The organism is Ancylobacter tetraedralis (assembly GCF_014195655.1).
GTDB classification, from domain to species: domain Bacteria; phylum Pseudomonadota; class Alphaproteobacteria; order Rhizobiales; family Xanthobacteraceae; genus Ancylobacter; species Ancylobacter tetraedralis.
Genome location: NZ_JACICD010000001.1, coordinates 341952 through 358840, shown reverse-complemented (window position 1 = coordinate 358840; position 16889 = coordinate 341952). Strand labels below are relative to the sequence as shown.

Sequence of the window (16889 nt, the reverse complement as noted above, 5' to 3'; positions counted from 1 at the left end):
ATTCTCCCTCCAGCCGGAGCCGCGCATGTTCAGTCACATCACCGTCGGCACGCGCGATCTCGATCGCGCCGCTCGCTTTTACGATGCCGTGCTCATCCCGCTCGGGCTGACGCGCCGCACCGTCGTGCCCGATGGCGGACCGGCGGCCGCCGGCTGGAGCACGCCTAGGCAAACGCTGCCCCGCTTCTATGTCTATGAGCCGTTCGACGGACAGCCAGCCAGCGCTGGCAACGGCGCCATGACGGCGTTTCTCGCGCCCTCGCCGGCGGCGGTCGATGCCTCGTTCGCCGCCGGGCTGGCCGCAGGCGGGGGCAGCGAAGGAGCGCCGGGCCCCCGCCCGCACTACGGCGAGGGCTATTATGGCGCCTATCTGCGCGACCCCGACGGCAACAAGCTGCATATCGTCCATCGCGGCGACCTGTGACGGGGCCCCTGCCGGATGCTCACATGTTGGGATAGTTCGGCCCGCCGCCGCCCTCGGGCGCGACCCAGGTGATGTTCTGGTTGGGATCCTTGATGTCGCAGGTCTTGCAGTGCACGCAGTTCTGCGCGTTGATCACGAAGACCTCGTCCCCGTCCTTCTCGACCCACTCATAGACCCCGGCCGGGCAATAGCGGTTGGACGGGCCGGCATAGACGTCATGTTCGGACGCCTTCTGGAGGGCGAGGTTGGCCACCTTCAGGTGGATCGGCTGGTCTTCCTCGTGATTGGTGCTGGACAGGAACACCGAGGAGAGCCGGTCGAAGGAAACCACGCCGTCGGGCTTGGGATAGTCGATCTTCTTCGACTGCGCGGCCGGCTTCAGCGAGGCGGAATCGGGCTTGCCGTGCCCCAGCGTGCCGAAGGGCGAGAAGCCGAGCAGCGTGTTCGCCCACATGTCCAGACCGCCGAGGCCGATGCCGAGATAGGTACCGAGCTTCGACCAGAGCGGCTTGACGTTTCGCACCGCATGCAGGTCGCGGCCGATGGCGGAGCCGCGCCACTTGCCCTCGTAACCGGCGAGCACGTCGTGCTGGCGCCCGGCGGCCAGCGCGGGGGCGAGTTCCTCGGCGGCCAGCATGCCCGAGAGCACCGCATTGTGGCTGCCCTTGATGCGCGGCACGTTGACGAAGCCGGCGGCGCAGCCGAGCAGCGCCCCGCCGGGGAAGACCAGCTTGGGCACCGACTGGTAGCCGCCCTCGGTGATGGCCCGCGCGCCATAGGCGATGCGCTTGCCGCCCTCCAGCGTCTCGCGCACCATCGGGTGCGTCTTGAAGCGCTGGAACTCCTCGAAGGGCGAGAGATAGGGATTCGCGTAGTTCAGGTGGACCACGAAGCCCACCATCACCTGATTGTCTTCCATGTGGTAGAGAAACGAGCCGCCGCCGGTCTTCGAATCCAGCGGCCAGCCGAAGGAATGCTGCACCAGCCCCGGCCGGTGCTGCGCATCCGGCACGGTCCACAATTCCTTGAGGCCGAGGCCGAATTTCTGCGGCTCGCGCCCCTCGCTCAGGCCGAAGCGGGCGATCAGCTCCTTGGAAAGCTGGCCGCGCGCGCCCTCGGCGAACAGCGTGTATTTCGCGCGCAGCTCCATGCCGCGGGTGTAGCGGTCGGTGATCTCGCCATTGCGCCCGATGCCCATGTCGCCGGTGGCGATGCCCACCACCGCGCCGGCCGCGTCGAACAGCACCTCATTGGCGGCGAAGCCGGGGTAGATCTCCACGCCCAGCGCCTCGGCCTTGGTCGCCAGCCAGCGGGCGACATTGCCGAGGGAGCCGATGTAATTGCCGTGATTGTTCATCAGGGGCGGCATGAAGGCATTGGGCAGGCGCACCCCGCCGGCGGGACCGAGCAGGTAGAATCGGTCATCCGTGACCAGGGTCTTGAGCGGGGCGTCGGCATCCGCGCGCCAGTCCGGCAGCAGCCGGTCGAGGCCGATGGGGTCGATCACCGCGCCGGACAGGATATGCGCGCCGACCTCCGAGCCTTTTTCCACCACGACGACTGACAGGTTCTCGTCCAGCTGCTTCAGCCGGATCGCCGCGCTGAGCCCAGAGGGACCCGCCCCGACGATCACCACATCGAATTCCATGGCCTCGCGATCGGGCAACTCGTCCGCGTTCATGCTAACCCCTCCGGCACTGCGACGTGCTCATTGGATCATTTCCACGCTTGTTCCACGGCCCGCCGAACCTGACAACCGTCTCCGCGCCGGATAGGATCATCATTCCGACGGAAAGAAGGCCCTATGCCGCCGACACTTAGCGATCGCGATCTCATCGCCGAGCTGCTCGCCTTCCACGTGGAGGCGGGGGTCGATATCGCGCTGGGCGAAGAACCCGTGGATCGCTTCGCCGAAAGCGCGTCCGAGCGGGCCACCGCGCGGCGGCGCGGCCCCCTGGCCGCGGACGATTCGCCCCCTGCCGCCGCTGCGCCGCGGCCCTCCGCGCCGGATACCCGCCCCGCCGCCGCGGGCCCGGCCGCCGCACGTTCCGCCACCGCACATCCCGCCATCGCACGTGCCGCACCAGCGGCCGTCACGCCCGCCGCCCCTCCCCCGCCCGACCAGGCCGCGCTGGAGGCGCGCGAGGCCGCGGCACATGCGCCGACGCTGGAGGCGCTGCGCGACTTGCTGGAGCGTTTCGAGGGCTGCCCGCTGAAGCATACCGCGACCCGCCTCGTCTTCGCCGACGGCAATCCCAAGGCCCGGCTCATGCTGGTGGGCGAGGCGCCGGGGCGCGAGGAGGATATCGAGGGCAAGCCCTTCGTCGGCCGCTCGGGAAAATTGCTCGACCGCATGCTCGCCGCCATCGGCATCGACCGCGAGACCGCCTACATCGCCAATGTCGTGCCCTGGCGCCCGCCGGGAAACCGCACGCCGACGCCGCAGGAAACCGCCATCTGCCTGCCCTTCATCCGCCGGCAGATCGAGCTCGCCGATCCCGATGTGCTGGTGTGCCTTGGCGGGCCCTCGGCGCAGACCCTGCTCGGCATCCGCGAGGGCATCACCAAGGCGCGCGGGCGCTGGATGGACTATGACACCGGCACGCGCACCATCCCGGCGCTCGCCACCTTCCATCCCGCCTACCTGCTGCGCACGCCGCTCGGCAAGCGGATGGCATGGCGCGACCTGCTGGCGATCGAGAGCCGGCTCACGGAGCCGACGGCGCGGAAGCCCGACTAAAGTCGCAAGCCGAACGCCAAACGCCAAACGCCCCACCCCGGCCGATCCGCCCCGCTCCCTCGAGAGCCGGGGAGACTTCGGCCTGTCATCATTTGAGACGTTCCATCCTGGAGGATCTCGGGCATACTCGGGTGCCCGTCACCTATCGTCAGCGGTGATGAGATGGGGGAGCCTGATGGAATTCGATCCTGAAATCCTGGCGCGAATCCAGTTCGCGTTCACCATCTCCTTCCACGTCATCTTTCCCGGGTTCACCATCGGCCTGGCGGCCTATATCGCCACGCTGGAAGTGCTGTGGCTCGCCACCGGGCACGAGCGCTACCACCGCATCGCGCGGTTCTTCACCAAGATCTTCGCCGTGTCCTTCGGCATGGGCGTGGTGTCGGGAATCGTGCTCTCCTACCAGTTCGGCACCAACTGGAGCCCATTCGCGCGCCTCGCCGGCAACGTGATCGGCCCGCTGATCGGCTACGAGGTGCTGACCGCCTTCTTCCTGGAGGCAACCTTCCTCGGCATCATGCTGTTCGGCTGGAACCGGGTGCCGCGCGGGCTGCACGTCTTCGCCTGCGTGATGGTGGCGGCCGGCACCTCGCTCTCGGCCTTCTGGATCCTCTCGGCCAATAGCTGGATGCAGACCCCGGCCGGCTACCAGATGATCGACGGCGTGGCGCACCCGGTGGACTGGCTCTCCATCATCTTCAACCCCAGCTTCCCCTTCCGTTTCGCGCACATGGTGACGGCCTGCTACCTCACCACCGCCTTCGTCGTGCTGGCGGTGGGCGCGCGCTATGTCTATGCCGGCCGCTATCATGAGGATGCGCGCACCATGATGCGCATGGCGATCGGGCTCATCGCCATCCTCGCGCCGGTGCAGGCCTTCATCGGCGACGCGCACGGCCAGAACACGCTGAAATACCAGCCGCAGAAGATCGCCGCGATCGAGGCGCACTGGGGCGAGACGGATGGGGTGTCGGGCGGCGTGCCGCTGGTGCTGTTCGCCTGGCCGAACGAGGCGACCGAGAGCAACGACTACCAGATCGCCATTCCCCATCTGGGCAGCCTCATCCTCACCCATAGCTGGGACGGCACGTTCAAGGGGCTGAAGGAATTCGCCCCGCAGGACCGCCCGCCGGTGGCCATTCCCTTCTTCGCCTTCCGCATCATGGTGGGCCTCGGGGTGCTGATGATCGCCATCGGCTGGCTCGGCGCCTATCTTCTGTGGCGCCGGCGCGTGTTCGAAAGCGACTGGTATGTCCGCCCGCTGCAATATGTCTGGCCGATCGGCTTCGTCACCATCCTGTCGGGCTGGTTCGTCACCGAGGTCGGGCGGCAGCCCTGGGTGGTCTACAACGTGCTGCGCACGGCGGACGCCGTCTCGCCCGTCGCCGGCTGGGCGATGGCGACCACGCTGGCGCTGTTCGTGCTGGTCTACGCCATCGTGTTCTCCGGCGGCGTCTACTACATCAACCGGTTGATCAACAAAGGCCCCGAGGGCCCGGCCGTGGAACCGCCCACGGGCGTGCCGAACCGTCCGCTCGCCTCCGCCCACGAGGCGACCCGCGCCGCCATCAACGCTCCGGGGGAGTGAGACATGGATATCAGCCTCGGCATGGACGGGTACCTGCCCGTGATCTGGTCGCTGCTGCTGGCGGTGGCGATCGCCATGTATGTGATCCTCGACGGGTTCGACCTCGGCATCGGCATCCTCTTCCCCTTCGCGCGCAGCGAGCTGGAGAAGGACCAGATGATGAACTCGGTCGCCCCGTTCTGGGATGGCAACGAGACCTGGCTCATCCTCGGCGGCGGCGGGCTCCTGGTCGCCTTCCCGCTGGCCTATTCCATCGTCATGCCGGCGCTCTACCTGCCGGTCATCTTCATGTTGCTGGCGCTGGTATTCCGCGGCGTGGCGTTCGAGTTCCGCCATGTCGCCGATGACAGCCGCTTTCTGTGGAACATCGCCTTCGCGGCCGGCTCGACGCTCGCCGCCTTCTTCCAGGGCATGCTGCTCGGCGGCTTCGTGCAGGGCATCAAGGTCGCGGACAACGCCTTCGCCGGCGGCCCGCTGGACTGGGCGACCCCGTTCGCCGCGCTGTGCGGCATCGCTGTCGTGGCCGGCTACGCGCTGATCGGCAGCGTGTGGCTGGTGATGAAGACCGACGGCGCCGCCGCCCGCCGCGCCCGCGCCCATGCCAAGCTGCTCCTGCCGGTGGTGCTCGCCTTCATGGCCGTGGTCAGCCTGTGGACCCCGATCGCCTTCCCCCGCATCGCCGAGCGCTGGTTCACCACGCCGAACCTGTTCTACCTCGCGCCGCTGCCGCTGGTGACGCTGCTGCTGGCCTGGTTCGTGTGGCGCTGGCTGGAAGAGGGCCACGAGAACCTGCCCTTCTTCGGCGTCATCGGCCTGTTCCTGCTCGGCTATCTCGGCATCGGCATCTCGATCTTCCCCTACCTCATCCCGCCCAGCCTCACCGTGTGGGAGACGGCGGCGCCACCGGCCAGCCAAGTCTTCATGCTGATCGGCACGGTATTCATGCTGCCGGTGATCCTAGGCTATGTCGCCTTCGTGTACTGGCTGTTCCGCGGCAAGGTGCGCGAGGGGGAAGGGTATCATTGAGGAGGTAATTTAATATATCATTGATCAGCCATCCTGCATTATAAATATGCTTATCATCCCGCAATCATTCACTCCTACAGCAAACTATTTCCGAGATTATTAAATGACACACATACAGATCGCTTTCTTCAATCATAAAGGCGGAGTATCGAAGACAACATCGGTTTTTCATATTGGATGGAAATTGGCAAATCTTGGAAAGAAAGTTGTTCTTGTTGACTGCGATCCACAATGTAATTTGACTGGAGTAATACTTAATTATAGCAATAACGATGAATATCCTTATGAAAGTAAAAATGAAATACTTAATATTCGAGATGGACTTTCACCGGCATTTGAAGCGAGACCAGTTCCGCTATCTCCTGTTAAATTGCAGGCTGTAACTCAATGCCCCGGCCTATACGTTCTTCCTGGGCACGTTGGTTTAGCAGAATACGAAAGCCAGCTTTCTATTGCACATGAACTATCCGCTTCATTGAGTGTATTGCAAAATATACCTGGATCTTTACGTTGGCTTATCGATATAAGCGCTAAATCTATCGAGGCTGACTACGTTCTAGTGGATATGAGTCCCAGCCTAGGAGCATTAAATCAAAATTTATTCACTACAAGCGATGCATTTATTATACCAATGGCTCCCGATTTCTTCTCGGCAATGGCCCTCCGCTCTCTTTCGCGCGTCCTTCCGAAATGGATGACTTGGGCAGAGAAAGCTGGAACACAGACGGCTCTTAAGGAAGCCGCCTATCCTTGGCCCGAGAAAAATCCGAAGTACCTTGGATCCATTGTACAAAACTATCGAATCAGATCGCGCGATGGTAAAGAGGCCGCACCAACTCGCGCCTACCAGAAATGGTTCGACTCTCTTCTTGAAACTAAAAAAGACGTTCTTATTCCTGCACTCAATGGAGCCAATCTTTTACTATCAGACGAGAAATACACTGAATCTAATTCAAATATAAACACATTCCTGATCGAGGTTCCCGACTTCAATAGTTTGATTGCTATTTCACAGTCTCTGTCAAAGCCCGTCTTCGAGCTTAATCGTGAAGACATCATGAATTCAGGATCTGTCGCTCAAAATCAAGTTAAAAGCGCAAATAAATTTAATAAAATATACGATACGGCAGCCACTAAAATTATATCAATGACAAAATGAAACCTCATATCGCAGAGGCATACGGAAAACTTGCGCACGGATGCGATCGAGCTGAAGGCCTCCGACGTATATTCGAATATTTACACAGCATCGCACCTTTAGCTATGGATTGCAGCGACATACTTCGATCGGCCCTTATGTTATCAATTAGCTCTTTCGATCTTTTTATGCATGAAATTCATCGCTTGGAAATCCTAGAACGATTGAAAATTGGGCAAGAAATTCCTGCTTTGAAGGTACCTTACGGGGCCGCAATTACTAGCGGCGTATTGCAAATGGAAATTGTCGACGAATATATTAGGCGAGAGAACTCTTATAAGTCTTTTGTGGCTCCAGATAAGGTTGGAGATTGTTTACGTATCATAATGGACAATCCATGGGATAAAATTTCTGCTGAAATCGGGCAACCTGCAGCAGAATTGAAGTCAAATCTCAAACGTTTTGTCGATTTAAGAAATCGAATCGCACACGAAGCGGACGTGAATCCGGCATATGCCGGTATAGCACTTTGGCCAATATACAGCGAAGACGTCTCTAATTCTATTTCATTCATTCGAAATATTGGACTTGGTATATCCAAAGCAGTTAATAGCAACTCAACATAATAAAATACGATCTGTCCTGAATTGTTACACCGCAACGTAGCGCCTACTCCCTACACCCCCAACCTCGCCCGCACCGGCGCGAACGTCTTCCGGTGGTGTCGGCACACGCCCAGCTCCGCCAGCGCCGTCTGATGCTCCGGCGTCCCATAGCCCATGTGGCGCTCGAAGCCGTAGCCGGGGTGGGCGAGGCCGAGGGAGGCCATCAGGCGGTCGCGGGTGACCTTGGCGACGATCGAGGCGGCGGCGATCGAGGCGACGATGGCGTCGCCGCCGATGATGGTGCGGGCCGCGCAGGGCACGGGCGGCAGGTCGTTGCCGTCGACCAGCAGGAGCCTGGGCGCGCGCGGCAGGCCGGCACAGGCGCGGGCCAGCGCCCACAGGGTCGCCTGGCGGATATTGTGGCCGTCGATCCGCGCCGGCGGGGCGAAGGCCAGCGAGACCTCGGCGGTGGCGCAGATGGCCTCGAACAGCGCCTCGCGCCGGGCGGCGCTCAGCTTCTTGGAATCATCGAGCCCCTCGGGCACGCGATCGGGGTCGAGCACCACGGCGCAGGCCACCACCGGCCCGGCCCAGGGGCCGCGCCCCACCTCGTCGACCCCGGCCACCGGCACATCCCCGGCCGCCCAGGCGGCCCGCTCCAGCGAAAAATCCGGCTTCTGACGAACCGTCACCATGCGTCACAGTCCTTACGCGCGCCCAGGATCCCTGTACCCTTGAGTCGCGGCGCCACCATGCCGGCCCGGCCGGGCCGGCGCAACGGCCGCCGACCGGGTCGCACGCGACAGCAGGGGTGAGGGATGAACTGGTCCGAGCATGTTCAGGAGTTCGTCACGCTGTGGGTCGTGGTCGACCCGCTCGGCACGCTGCCGGTTTTCCTCGCCGTAACCGCGACGCTGAGTGCGCCCGACCGGCGCAAGGCGGCGCTGCTCTCGGTGATGATCTCCTTCGGCGTGCTGGTATTCTTCGCCATGGCCGGCCACTGGCTGCTGCAGGCGATGGACGTGTCGATCGAATCCTTCCAGATCGCCGGCGGCATCGTGCTGTTCCTGTTCGCGCTCACCATGATCCACGGCTCCAGCCATACCGATGCGAACGCGCCGGCGGAGACCAATCTCGTCGATATCGCGATCTATCCGCTGGCCATCCCCTCCATCGCCAGCCCCGGCGCCATGCTGGCGGCCGTGGTGCTGACGGACGATTCCCGCTTCGATTTCCAGGACCGGGTCATCACCCTCGTTATCTTCGCCCTCGTGCTGCTGGTGACGCTGGCAATCATGCTCACCGCCTCGCCGGTCGCCCGGCTGATCGGCCGCGGCGGCGCCTCGGTGATCAGCCGGGTGATGGGCATGATCCTGGCCGCGCTGGCGGTCGATCTCATCCTCAGCGCCGCCGCGCGCTGGCTGCACCTGCCGGCCATCTGAACCGCCGGCATCTGAACCGCATCACGTCTCGACCGGCGGTGGCGCGCCCAGATGCCGGGCGAGGAACGCGCCGGTGCGCTCCCAGGCGAGCGTGGCCGCCGCGGGATCGTAGCGGGTGGGGCTGGTGTCGTTGTTGAAGGCATGCTGCGCGCCCTCATAGACGTGCACCGTATAATCCGTGCCGGCCGCCTTCAGTGCCGCCTCATAGGCGGGGATCCCTTCATTGATGCGGGTATCCAGCCCGGCATAATGCAGCAACAGCGCCGCCCGGATGGCATCCACCCGATCAAGCGGGGGCTGCATGCCGTAATAGGCGACGCCCGCTTTCAACTGCGGGCTGGCCTCGGCCAGAAGATTCACCATGCCCCCGCCCCAGCAGAAGCCGATGGCGCCGACCGTGCCGGTCGAGGCGGAATGCGCGGCGAGGAAGGCGACCGCATCGACCAGCCGCGCCACGGTGGCGGTTCGGTCGAGCGCGGCGATGGCCTCGCGCGCCTTGTCCTCATCCTCCGGCGTGCCGCCCTCGGACGAGAGAAGATCGATGCCGAAGGCGAGATAGCCTTCCAGCGCCAGCCGGCGCGTCACGTCCTTGATATGCGGGTTGAGCCCGCGATTCTCATGGATGACGATCACCGCCGGGCGCCGTGCATCGACGCGCCGCGCCCGCGCGAGATAGCCGCTCACGCTCGCCCCGCCCGAGGGATAGCGGACGGTCGAGATGTCGAGTCGCGGATCGTCCGGCTCGACGATGGTGGCGCGGGCATAATCATTGGCCAGCAAGGGCAGCAGCGCCGCGGCCGCGGCGGCGGAGCCGGCGAGCGTGGCCAGCCTTTCCATGAACGCGCGGCGCCCGACATGGCCGTGGGTGAACCGGTCGTAGAGATCGATGATGCGCGGATCCATGGATGGCCTCCCGTTGCGGCGGACAGGATGGGGCGGATCGGGCGCGGACGCACATCAGGAATCGGGGAGCGGTATCGCGTGGAGGCATCGCCCGGCAACGAGTGCTTTCAACGCAAAAAGGGCGCGGCTCACGCCACGCCCTTTCGTGTTTTTGTCGAGGCTGGACCTCCTCAGAAGTCCATGCCGCCACTCAAGCCGGGCCTGGCCGGCTTGAGCCCCGAGAGACCGCAGGGTCGGCTGGACTTCCTCAGAAGTCCATGCCGCCCATGCCGCCGCCCGGCATGGCGGGGGCCGCCGCGGGGGGCTTCGGCAGATCGGCGACCATGGCTTCGGTGGTGATCAGCAGGCCGGCGATCGAGGCGGCGTCCTGCAGCGCGGTGCGCACGACCTTGGCCGGATCGACGATGCCGGAGGCGATCATGTCGACGAACTGCTCGGTCTGGGCGTTGAAGCCGAAGTTCTGGTCCTTCGATTCCTGCACCTTGCCGACCACGATCGAACCTTCGACGCCCGAGTTCTCGGCGATCTGGCGGATGGGCGCCTCGAGCGCCTTCAGCACGATCTTGATGCCGGCCTGGATGTCGGGATTGTCGTTGGAGAGCTTCTCGACCGCCTTCTTGGCGCGCAGCAGCGCAATGCCGCCGCCGGGAACGATGCCCTCTTCCACCGCCGCGCGGGTGGCGTTGAGCGCGTCGTCGATGCGGTCCTTCTTTTCCTTCACTTCGACTTCGGTCGCGCCGCCGACGCGGATCACCGCGACGCCGCCCGCGAGCTTGGCCAGGCGCTCCTGCAGCTTCTCGCGGTCGTAGTCCGAGGTGGTTTCCTCGATCTGCGACTTGATCTGCGCAACGCGGCCCTCGATGTCCTTCTTCTTGCCGACGCCGTCGACAATCGTGGTCTTTTCCTTCTCGATCACGACCTTCTTGGCGCGGCCGAGCATGGCGAGGCTGACGCTCTCCAGCTTGATGCCGAGCTCTTCGGAAATGACCTGGCCACCGGTGAGGATGGCGATGTCCTCAAGCATGGCTTTGCGGCGATCGCCGAAGCCCGGTGCCTTGACGGCCGCGACCTTGAGGCCGCCGCGCAGCTTGTTGACGACGAGCGTGGCCAGAGCCTCGCCTTCGACGTCCTCGGCGATGATGATGAGCGGCTTGCCCGACTGCACCACGGCTTCGAGAACCGGCAGGATGGCCTGCAGGCCCGAGAGCTTCTTGTCGAAAATGAGCAGGTAGGGATCTTCGAGATCCACCGTCATCTTCTCGGGGTTGGTGACGAAATAGGGCGAGAGATAGCCGCGGTCGAACTGCATGCCCTCGACCACGTCGAGCTCGGTCTCGGCGGTCTTGGCTTCCTCGACGGTGATGACACCCTCGTTGCCGACCTTCTGCATCGCGCCGGCGATCATCTCGCCGATGGACGCGTCGCCATTGGCGGAAATCGTGCCGACCTGCGCGACTTCGTCGGTGTTCTTCACCTTCTTGGCGCGCTTCTCGATATCCTTGATCGCCTCGGTGGTGGCGAGGTCGATGCCGCGCTTGAGGTCCATCGGGTTCATGCCGGCGGCAACCGCCTTAACACCCTCGCGGACGATCGCCTGTGCGAGCACGGTGGCGGTGGTGGTGCCGTCGCCGGCGAGGTCATTGGTCTTCGAGGCCACTTCGCGCACCATCTGCGCGCCCATGTTCTCGAACTTGTCCTCGAGCTCGATCTCCTTGGCGACGGTGACGCCGTCCTTGGTGATGCGGGGAGCGCCGAAGCTCTTGTCGATCACAACGTTACGGCCCTTGGGGCCGAGCGTGACCTTGACGGCATTGGCGAGAATGTCGACGCCGCGCAGCATCTTGTCGCGCGCGTCGCTCCCGAATTTTACGTCCTTGGCAGCCATGAGGCTCACTCCTGGATTGGATTGCGTGCGGCCCGCCGCCAGACGGGGCGGGCCGGATCGTCAGGGCAGAGGACCGGGCGAGCCGGCCCCGGCCGGCCTCAGCCGACGATACCCAGGACGTCGGATTCCTTCATGATCAGCAGGTCCTGACCGTCGATCTTGACCTCGGTGCCGGACCACTTGCCGAACAGCACCTTGTCGCCCGCCTTCACGTCGAGCGGAACCAGCTTGCCGGCCTCGTCGCGCGCGCCGGGACCGGCGGCGACGACTTCGCCCTGCGAGGGCTTTTCCTTGGCGCTATCGGGAATGATGATGCCGCCCGCGGTCTTCTCTTCCGCGTCAAGGCGCTTCACCACGATACGATCGTGCAGGGGACGAAACTTAAGCTTGGCCATTTATGGCTCCTCGGGTCTTCCGGTCGCGCGCCAGCATGGCGCAGGGGAACTCGTTCCGGCCTTATCCTAGCACTCTTCCGCGGAGAGTGCCAAAGGCGCTGCGGAGATAGGCAGCCCGGATTCCGGAGTCAAGAACCGTGGGCGCGAGAAAAAGCCCCGTGCGGGCACGAAAAAACCCGGCCTGCGTACAGGCCGGGTTCTTCCACATGGGAAAAATGTCGGGAGCAAGACAACCGGGGTTCCAGACATCCGGAAGCCAGGCCGCCAAGCTAGTCCCCATTGCCAAGGCGGGGCTCAGGCCGACGCAAGGCCGGCCGCGCCGCGCGCCGGGCTCAGGAGGCCTTTTTCATGCTCTTCTCGACCGACGCCTTGATCGGCTCGGCGGTTTCGGAGGCGACCTTCTGGGCCAGCGCCGAAAGCTCCTTGGTCTGCGCGGAGAGCACGTCGAACTGCTTGCGCACGTGGCCGGTCGAAATCTCGACAGCCTCCGAGACGCTCTTGGCAGAGAACAGCGCGCCGACATAGTCGAACGCCGCGTTCACATTGGTGCGCAGCGACTCGAGAGCCACCGCATTGTACTCGGCGACGCCCTTGGAGGCGGTCGTATAGGTATCTTCGAGCACGTCGGTGGTCTCTTCGGCGCTGGTCTTCATCTTCTCATAGGCATCGCGCGCGCTCTGCACGCTCTTCTCGGCCATCTCGCGCACCACGGCCGGCACTTCCAGCGCGGTGAGATCCATCTTCGGCATCGCCGACTCGAAAGCAGCGGTGGCCGCCTTGGCGGCCTTCTTCGGGGTCGGCGTAACGGTGGCGTCAACCATGATTTTCTCCTCGGGTCGCGGGTCAGAACAAGAGGGCACCGGCAGCATCCGCGCCTGTGCGGCCGTGCCTCGACTTGGCAGACGCGGCTTCAAGGGAGCCCTTCCAAGTCCGATACGCTCTATTTGTGCACTGCAATATCATATTGCAATGCACAATAAAACCCTCGCGTCGCATTTTTTGCGATATCGGGGAAAGGCCGCCGGTTGCCCCGAGAGACGGGGCGACCGGTCGGAGAGCGGAGGCGCGGTCAGTCCTTCTTGGGGTCGCTGCCCGACGCCGGCTTCGCGGCAAACGGTGCCGTCTGGCCGCCCAGCGCCTTGGCCTGCTCGGCCAGACGCGAGGCCTGATCCTTCACATAGTCGGCGTTGAGCCGCGCCCAGTCGTCCACCGTCGTGGCCTTGGCCAGCCGGGCCGCGAATTCGAAGCCGGCGGCGATATTGTCTTCGGCAAACCTCAGCGCCGTGCGGCGTAGATCGCGGCCCTGGTCATGGACAGCGTCCGCCTGCCGTCCCGCGTCGTCCAGCGCCTTGTGCGCGGCATTCATGAAACCATCCATCGCCGCGCGCGCCTGCCCGACGCCTTGTTCGGCAATGGCACGCAGTTCCGGCGGCACGTCGATTTTCGCATCATTCGCCATGGAGACCTCCACTACAGGGGCGCGGATTGATCGTATCGGGCCGCGTGAGCCAATCTATTGGCGCTGATGCCTACGACAAAAGTAGTATAGCAGATCCGCGGCACCAGCGGAAATCCATCGGGGACGCGCCAAAGGTTGCCGATGATTAACCGGGATCGGTCGCATCCGGTTAACCGGAAAGCGCGAAGCCCGTGTGACGCAGGGCCAGCATCGTGGCGCAGAGGCTCGGGCCGCATTATGGTTGTGGGAGTGAACATGCGGTCCTGTGTGCCTGGGGCTGCAGAAGCGAACCGCGACATTTGTCGGATTGTCATGAGCGTACCGACGGACGGGGATCATTCGGCAGCCGCGACACGCGCGGAAGAGGCGCTGCGGGCTCTGGCCGCGGCGGCCCTCGGCGCGGCCGTGCCGGCACTGCTGGTCCGGGTCGACGGCTCGCTGCTCGCCGCCAATGCGGCCGGCCGAGCCCTGTTCGCTGGCGCGCCGATTGCCGATGCCTTCGTCACCGCCACCGCCCGCCTCGCCCAGACCCTGCGCCCCGATCGCCCGCCGCGGCTCGAGCGGGTGCGCCTGCCCGGCCGGCTGACCCCGGCCACCTTCGCCTGCTCGCTGCTGGCAAGCGCCGGCACCCGGGCGCTGCTCATGGTGAGCGCGGAGACACCGTCCGTGGCGGCCGCTGCCCCGCCCCCCGCCCCGGCGTCTGCCGAGATGCCCGCGCGTGCGGCCGCCGCGGGCCGGACCTCCCCGGTGCCGGCGCCCCCGGAAACCAGCCCGTCGCCGTTGCGTTTCACCTGGCGAACCGACCTTCACGCGCGGCTGACCCATGTCGACCCGCGCCTCGCCCATGCGCTCGATCTCACCGCCGAGGCGATTGCCGGGCGCGACTGGCACAGCCTCGGCGCAGGCCCGGCCCACCACGCCGTGAGCGAGGGCCGAAGCTTCACCCACCTGCCGGTGCGGCTGCCGACCGCGCGTGGCGAGGTGCTGGATGTCGAACTCGGCGGCGCGCCCATCCGCGGTGAGGGCATGCGCGGCTTCGGCATCGTGCGCAACCGCCAGGCGGAGCCGTCCGGCAGTGTATCATCCGCGCGGACCGCGCCGCAGAGCGCGATGCCGATCGCGCCGCAGCCGCCACGCGGGACAGCCCGCGCGGCCGCGCCAGTTCTGCCTGTCCCCCCCGTTCCAGCGGGGCCTGCGGTCGAGCCGCCGGCGGTGGCGACGCCCCGCGCGCCGCAGGTTCCCGCCCCCGAGGCTCCAGCCGTTGAGCCGCCGCTGGCGGAGCCTCCTGCATCGGGCCTCCCCGCCTCCGGTGCATTCGGATCCGAGCCTTCCGGGGCCGAGTTTCCCGGGGTTGAGCTTCCCGGGCCCCCGCCTTCCGGCACCGAGGCCTTCTCGGGCGACTTCGCGTCCTCCGTGCGGGTGACGCTGAGCATCGTGCCGACCGCCCCCAATGTCGTGCCGCTGCGCGCGGGCGTGGAATCGGCGCCGGCCCGCGAGAGCGCCCGCTCGTCCTGGGAGGGACTGTCGAGCGGAGAGCTCAATGCGTTCCGCGAGATTGCGCGGGCCCTCGGCGCCCGGCTGGAAGGCCTCGACGACACCCATGACACGGGCGGCAGCCCGCGCATCGCCGAGCCCCACGCCCCGCCGCCCGCCGCGCCCGAGCCCGCCATACCTGCCGCTCCCGCCCCGCCTGCCGCCGTGCCGAGCATCATCGAGCCGGCGTCGCCCGCCCGGGCCACGTCGCCGGAGCCGGATGGGCTACGCCGCGCGCTTGCGGAGGGCGAGCGCCCCGTGCTCGATCGGCTGCCCGTGGGCCTCGTCGCCTTCCGCGATGACCGGCTGCTCTATGTCAACCGCGCCCTGCTGGACTGGACCGGCCATATCGGGCTGGAGGCGATCGAGGCAGCCGGCGGGCTCGCCACGCTGTTCGGCACCCCGCCCGCCAGCGATGGCGCCGACGGGCGCGCCCTCACCCTGCTCACCGCCAGCGGCCTGCCGCTCGCCGTCGAGGCGCGGCTGCTTTCCACCCCGTGGGAGGGCGGCCCGGCCATGCTCTATGTGCTGCGCCGCGCCGAGCCGGCCGATGACGAGCGCCTGCGCCAGGCCGAACTCGCCCTGCGCGAGGCCGAGGGCGCCGCCCGCGAACTACGCGCCATCCTCGACACCGCGACCGACGGCGTGGTGCTGATCGACGCCAAGGGCGTGGTTCTCAGCATGAACCACCCGGCCGAGGCGCTGTTCGGCTTCGCCGCGCGGGAAGTGAAGGGCGAGAATTTCACGCTGCTCTTCGCCCCCGAGAGCCAGCGCGGCGCGGTGGACTATCTCGACGGGCTCGCCTCGAACGGCGTCGCCAGCGTGCTGAATGACGGGCGCGAGGTGATCGGCCGGGTGCGCGAGGGCGGGCTCATCCCGCTCTTCATGACCATCGGCCGGGTGGGCGAGGACGCCTCGAAATTCTGCGCCGTGCTGCGCGACATCACGCAGTGGAAGCGCGCCGAGGAGGAACTCACCGAGGCCAAGCGCCTCGCCGAGCGCGCCAACCTCGCCAAATCCGACTTCCTCGCCAAGATCAGCCACGAGATCCGCACGCCGCTCAACGCCATTATCGGCTTTTCCGAAGTGATGATGGAGGAGCGCTTCGGACCGATCGAGAATCAGCGCTACCGCGACTATCTCAGAGACATCCATGCCTCGGGCGGGCACCTCGTTTCGCTGATCAACGACCTTCTCGACCTCTCCAAGATCGAGGCCGGCAAGCTCGACCTGTCCTTCACCAGCGTGCCGCTCAACGAAATCGTGCAGCAATGCATGGGCATCATGCAGCCGCAGGCCAACCGAGAGCGCATCATCATCCGCTCCTCGCTCGCCTCGGACCTGCCGCCCGTGGTGGCGGACGCGCGCTCGATCCGGCAGATCGTGCTCAACCTCGTGTCCAACTCGATCAAGTTCACCCGGCCCGGCGGGCAGGTGATCCTCTCCACCGCCCTGACCGACGCGGGCGAGGTGGTGATGCGGGTGCGCGACACCGGCATCGGCATGTCGGAGGCGGATATTTCCGTGGCGATGGAGCCGTTCCGCCAGCTCGCCACCTCCGGCAGCGCCGGCTCCGGTGGCACGGGCCTCGGCCTGCCGCTCACCAAGGCGCTGGCGGAGGCCAACCGCGCCAGCTTCAACATCCGCAGCGCGGTCGATGTCGGCACCATCGTCGAGATCACCTTCCCCTCGACCCGGGTGCTCGCGGAGTAAGCGTTTCCAAGGGTTTGTTGATTATCAAGGAGTTCCGG

15 protein-coding genes are annotated in these 16889 nt (G+C 65.4%); 8 read left to right on the top strand and 7 right to left on the bottom strand.

Annotation, left to right across the window (positions count from 1 at the left end; all coding sequences use genetic code 11):
- Nucleotides 1-25: 25 nt before the first annotated feature.
- Nucleotides 26-424, top strand: coding sequence for a VOC family protein (locus FHS55_RS01605; RefSeq protein ID WP_183187926.1), 399 nt, complete (start codon nucleotides 26-28; stop codon nucleotides 422-424).
- A 19-nt stretch (nucleotides 425-443) separates the two neighbouring features.
- Here the strand turns inward: FHS55_RS01605 and FHS55_RS01600 are convergent, their stop codons facing one another.
- Nucleotides 444-2105 carry an electron transfer flavoprotein-ubiquinone oxidoreductase gene (locus tag FHS55_RS01600; RefSeq protein ID WP_183187925.1) on the bottom strand — a complete coding sequence of 554 codons (1662 nt, stop codon included), beginning with the start codon at nucleotides 2103-2105 and terminating at the stop codon, nucleotides 444-446.
- Nucleotides 2106-2228: 123 nt separating this feature from the next.
- Between FHS55_RS01600 and FHS55_RS01595 the strand changes: the two genes are divergently transcribed.
- From FHS55_RS01595 to FHS55_RS01575, 5 genes are all read left to right on the top strand, one after another.
- The gene (locus tag FHS55_RS01595) at nucleotides 2229-3164 is read left to right on the top strand and encodes a uracil-DNA glycosylase (protein WP_183187924.1); all 936 of its coding nucleotides are present in this window, start codon (nucleotides 2229-2231) and stop codon (nucleotides 3162-3164) included.
- A gap of 175 nt (nucleotides 3165-3339) precedes the next feature.
- On the top strand, nucleotides 3340-4752 hold the full coding sequence (locus FHS55_RS01590) for a cytochrome ubiquinol oxidase subunit I (protein ID WP_183187923.1): 1413 nt from the start codon (nucleotides 3340-3342) through the stop codon (nucleotides 4750-4752).
- Between the two features lie 3 nt (nucleotides 4753-4755).
- The gene (gene cydB, locus FHS55_RS01585; protein WP_210286812.1) at nucleotides 4756-5778 is read left to right on the top strand and encodes a cytochrome d ubiquinol oxidase subunit II; all 1023 of its coding nucleotides are present in this window, start codon (nucleotides 4756-4758) and stop codon (nucleotides 5776-5778) included.
- A 103-nt stretch (nucleotides 5779-5881) separates the two neighbouring features.
- A complete protein-coding gene (locus tag FHS55_RS01580) occupies nucleotides 5882-6937 on the top strand; it encodes a ParA family protein (protein WP_183187922.1) in 1056 nt (351 codons plus the stop codon).
- Between the two features lie 167 nt (nucleotides 6938-7104).
- Nucleotides 7105-7542, top strand: coding sequence for a hypothetical protein (locus FHS55_RS01575; protein WP_246339746.1), 438 nt, complete (start codon nucleotides 7105-7107; stop codon nucleotides 7540-7542).
- 50 nt (nucleotides 7543-7592) lie between these two features.
- Here FHS55_RS01575 and FHS55_RS01570 read toward each other — a convergent pair whose 3' ends face one another.
- On the bottom strand, nucleotides 7593-8216 hold the full coding sequence (locus FHS55_RS01570) for a ribonuclease HII (RefSeq protein WP_183187920.1): 624 nt from the start codon (nucleotides 8214-8216) through the stop codon (nucleotides 7593-7595).
- A gap of 123 nt (nucleotides 8217-8339) precedes the next feature.
- Between FHS55_RS01570 and FHS55_RS01565 the strand changes: the two genes are divergently transcribed.
- On the top strand, nucleotides 8340-8963 hold the full coding sequence (locus tag FHS55_RS01565) for a MarC family protein (protein ID WP_183187919.1): 624 nt from the start codon (nucleotides 8340-8342) through the stop codon (nucleotides 8961-8963).
- Between the two features lie 21 nt (nucleotides 8964-8984).
- Here FHS55_RS01565 and FHS55_RS01560 read toward each other — a convergent pair whose 3' ends face one another.
- From FHS55_RS01560 to FHS55_RS01540, 5 genes are all read right to left on the bottom strand, one after another.
- Nucleotides 8985-9866, bottom strand: a complete 882-nt coding sequence (locus tag FHS55_RS01560; protein WP_183187918.1) for a dienelactone hydrolase family protein — start codon at nucleotides 9864-9866, stop codon at nucleotides 8985-8987.
- A gap of 247 nt (nucleotides 9867-10113) precedes the next feature.
- Nucleotides 10114-11751, bottom strand: coding sequence for a chaperonin GroEL (groL, locus tag FHS55_RS01555; RefSeq protein WP_183187917.1), 1638 nt, complete (start codon nucleotides 11749-11751; stop codon nucleotides 10114-10116).
- A 98-nt stretch (nucleotides 11752-11849) separates the two neighbouring features.
- A complete protein-coding gene (groES, locus tag FHS55_RS01550; protein ID WP_183187916.1) occupies nucleotides 11850-12146 on the bottom strand; it encodes a co-chaperone GroES in 297 nt (98 codons plus the stop codon).
- A 332-nt stretch (nucleotides 12147-12478) separates the two neighbouring features.
- Nucleotides 12479-12967, bottom strand: a complete 489-nt coding sequence (locus tag FHS55_RS01545) for a phasin (RefSeq protein ID WP_183187915.1) — start codon at nucleotides 12965-12967, stop codon at nucleotides 12479-12481.
- A gap of 248 nt (nucleotides 12968-13215) precedes the next feature.
- The gene (locus FHS55_RS01540; RefSeq protein WP_183187914.1) at nucleotides 13216-13605 is read right to left on the bottom strand and encodes a phasin family protein; all 390 of its coding nucleotides are present in this window, start codon (nucleotides 13603-13605) and stop codon (nucleotides 13216-13218) included.
- 312 nt (nucleotides 13606-13917) lie between these two features.
- Between FHS55_RS01540 and FHS55_RS01535 the strand changes: the two genes are divergently transcribed.
- The gene (locus tag FHS55_RS01535; RefSeq protein ID WP_183187913.1) at nucleotides 13918-16851 is read left to right on the top strand and encodes a PAS domain-containing sensor histidine kinase; all 2934 of its coding nucleotides are present in this window, start codon (nucleotides 13918-13920) and stop codon (nucleotides 16849-16851) included.
- Nucleotides 16852-16889 lie beyond the last annotated feature (38 nt).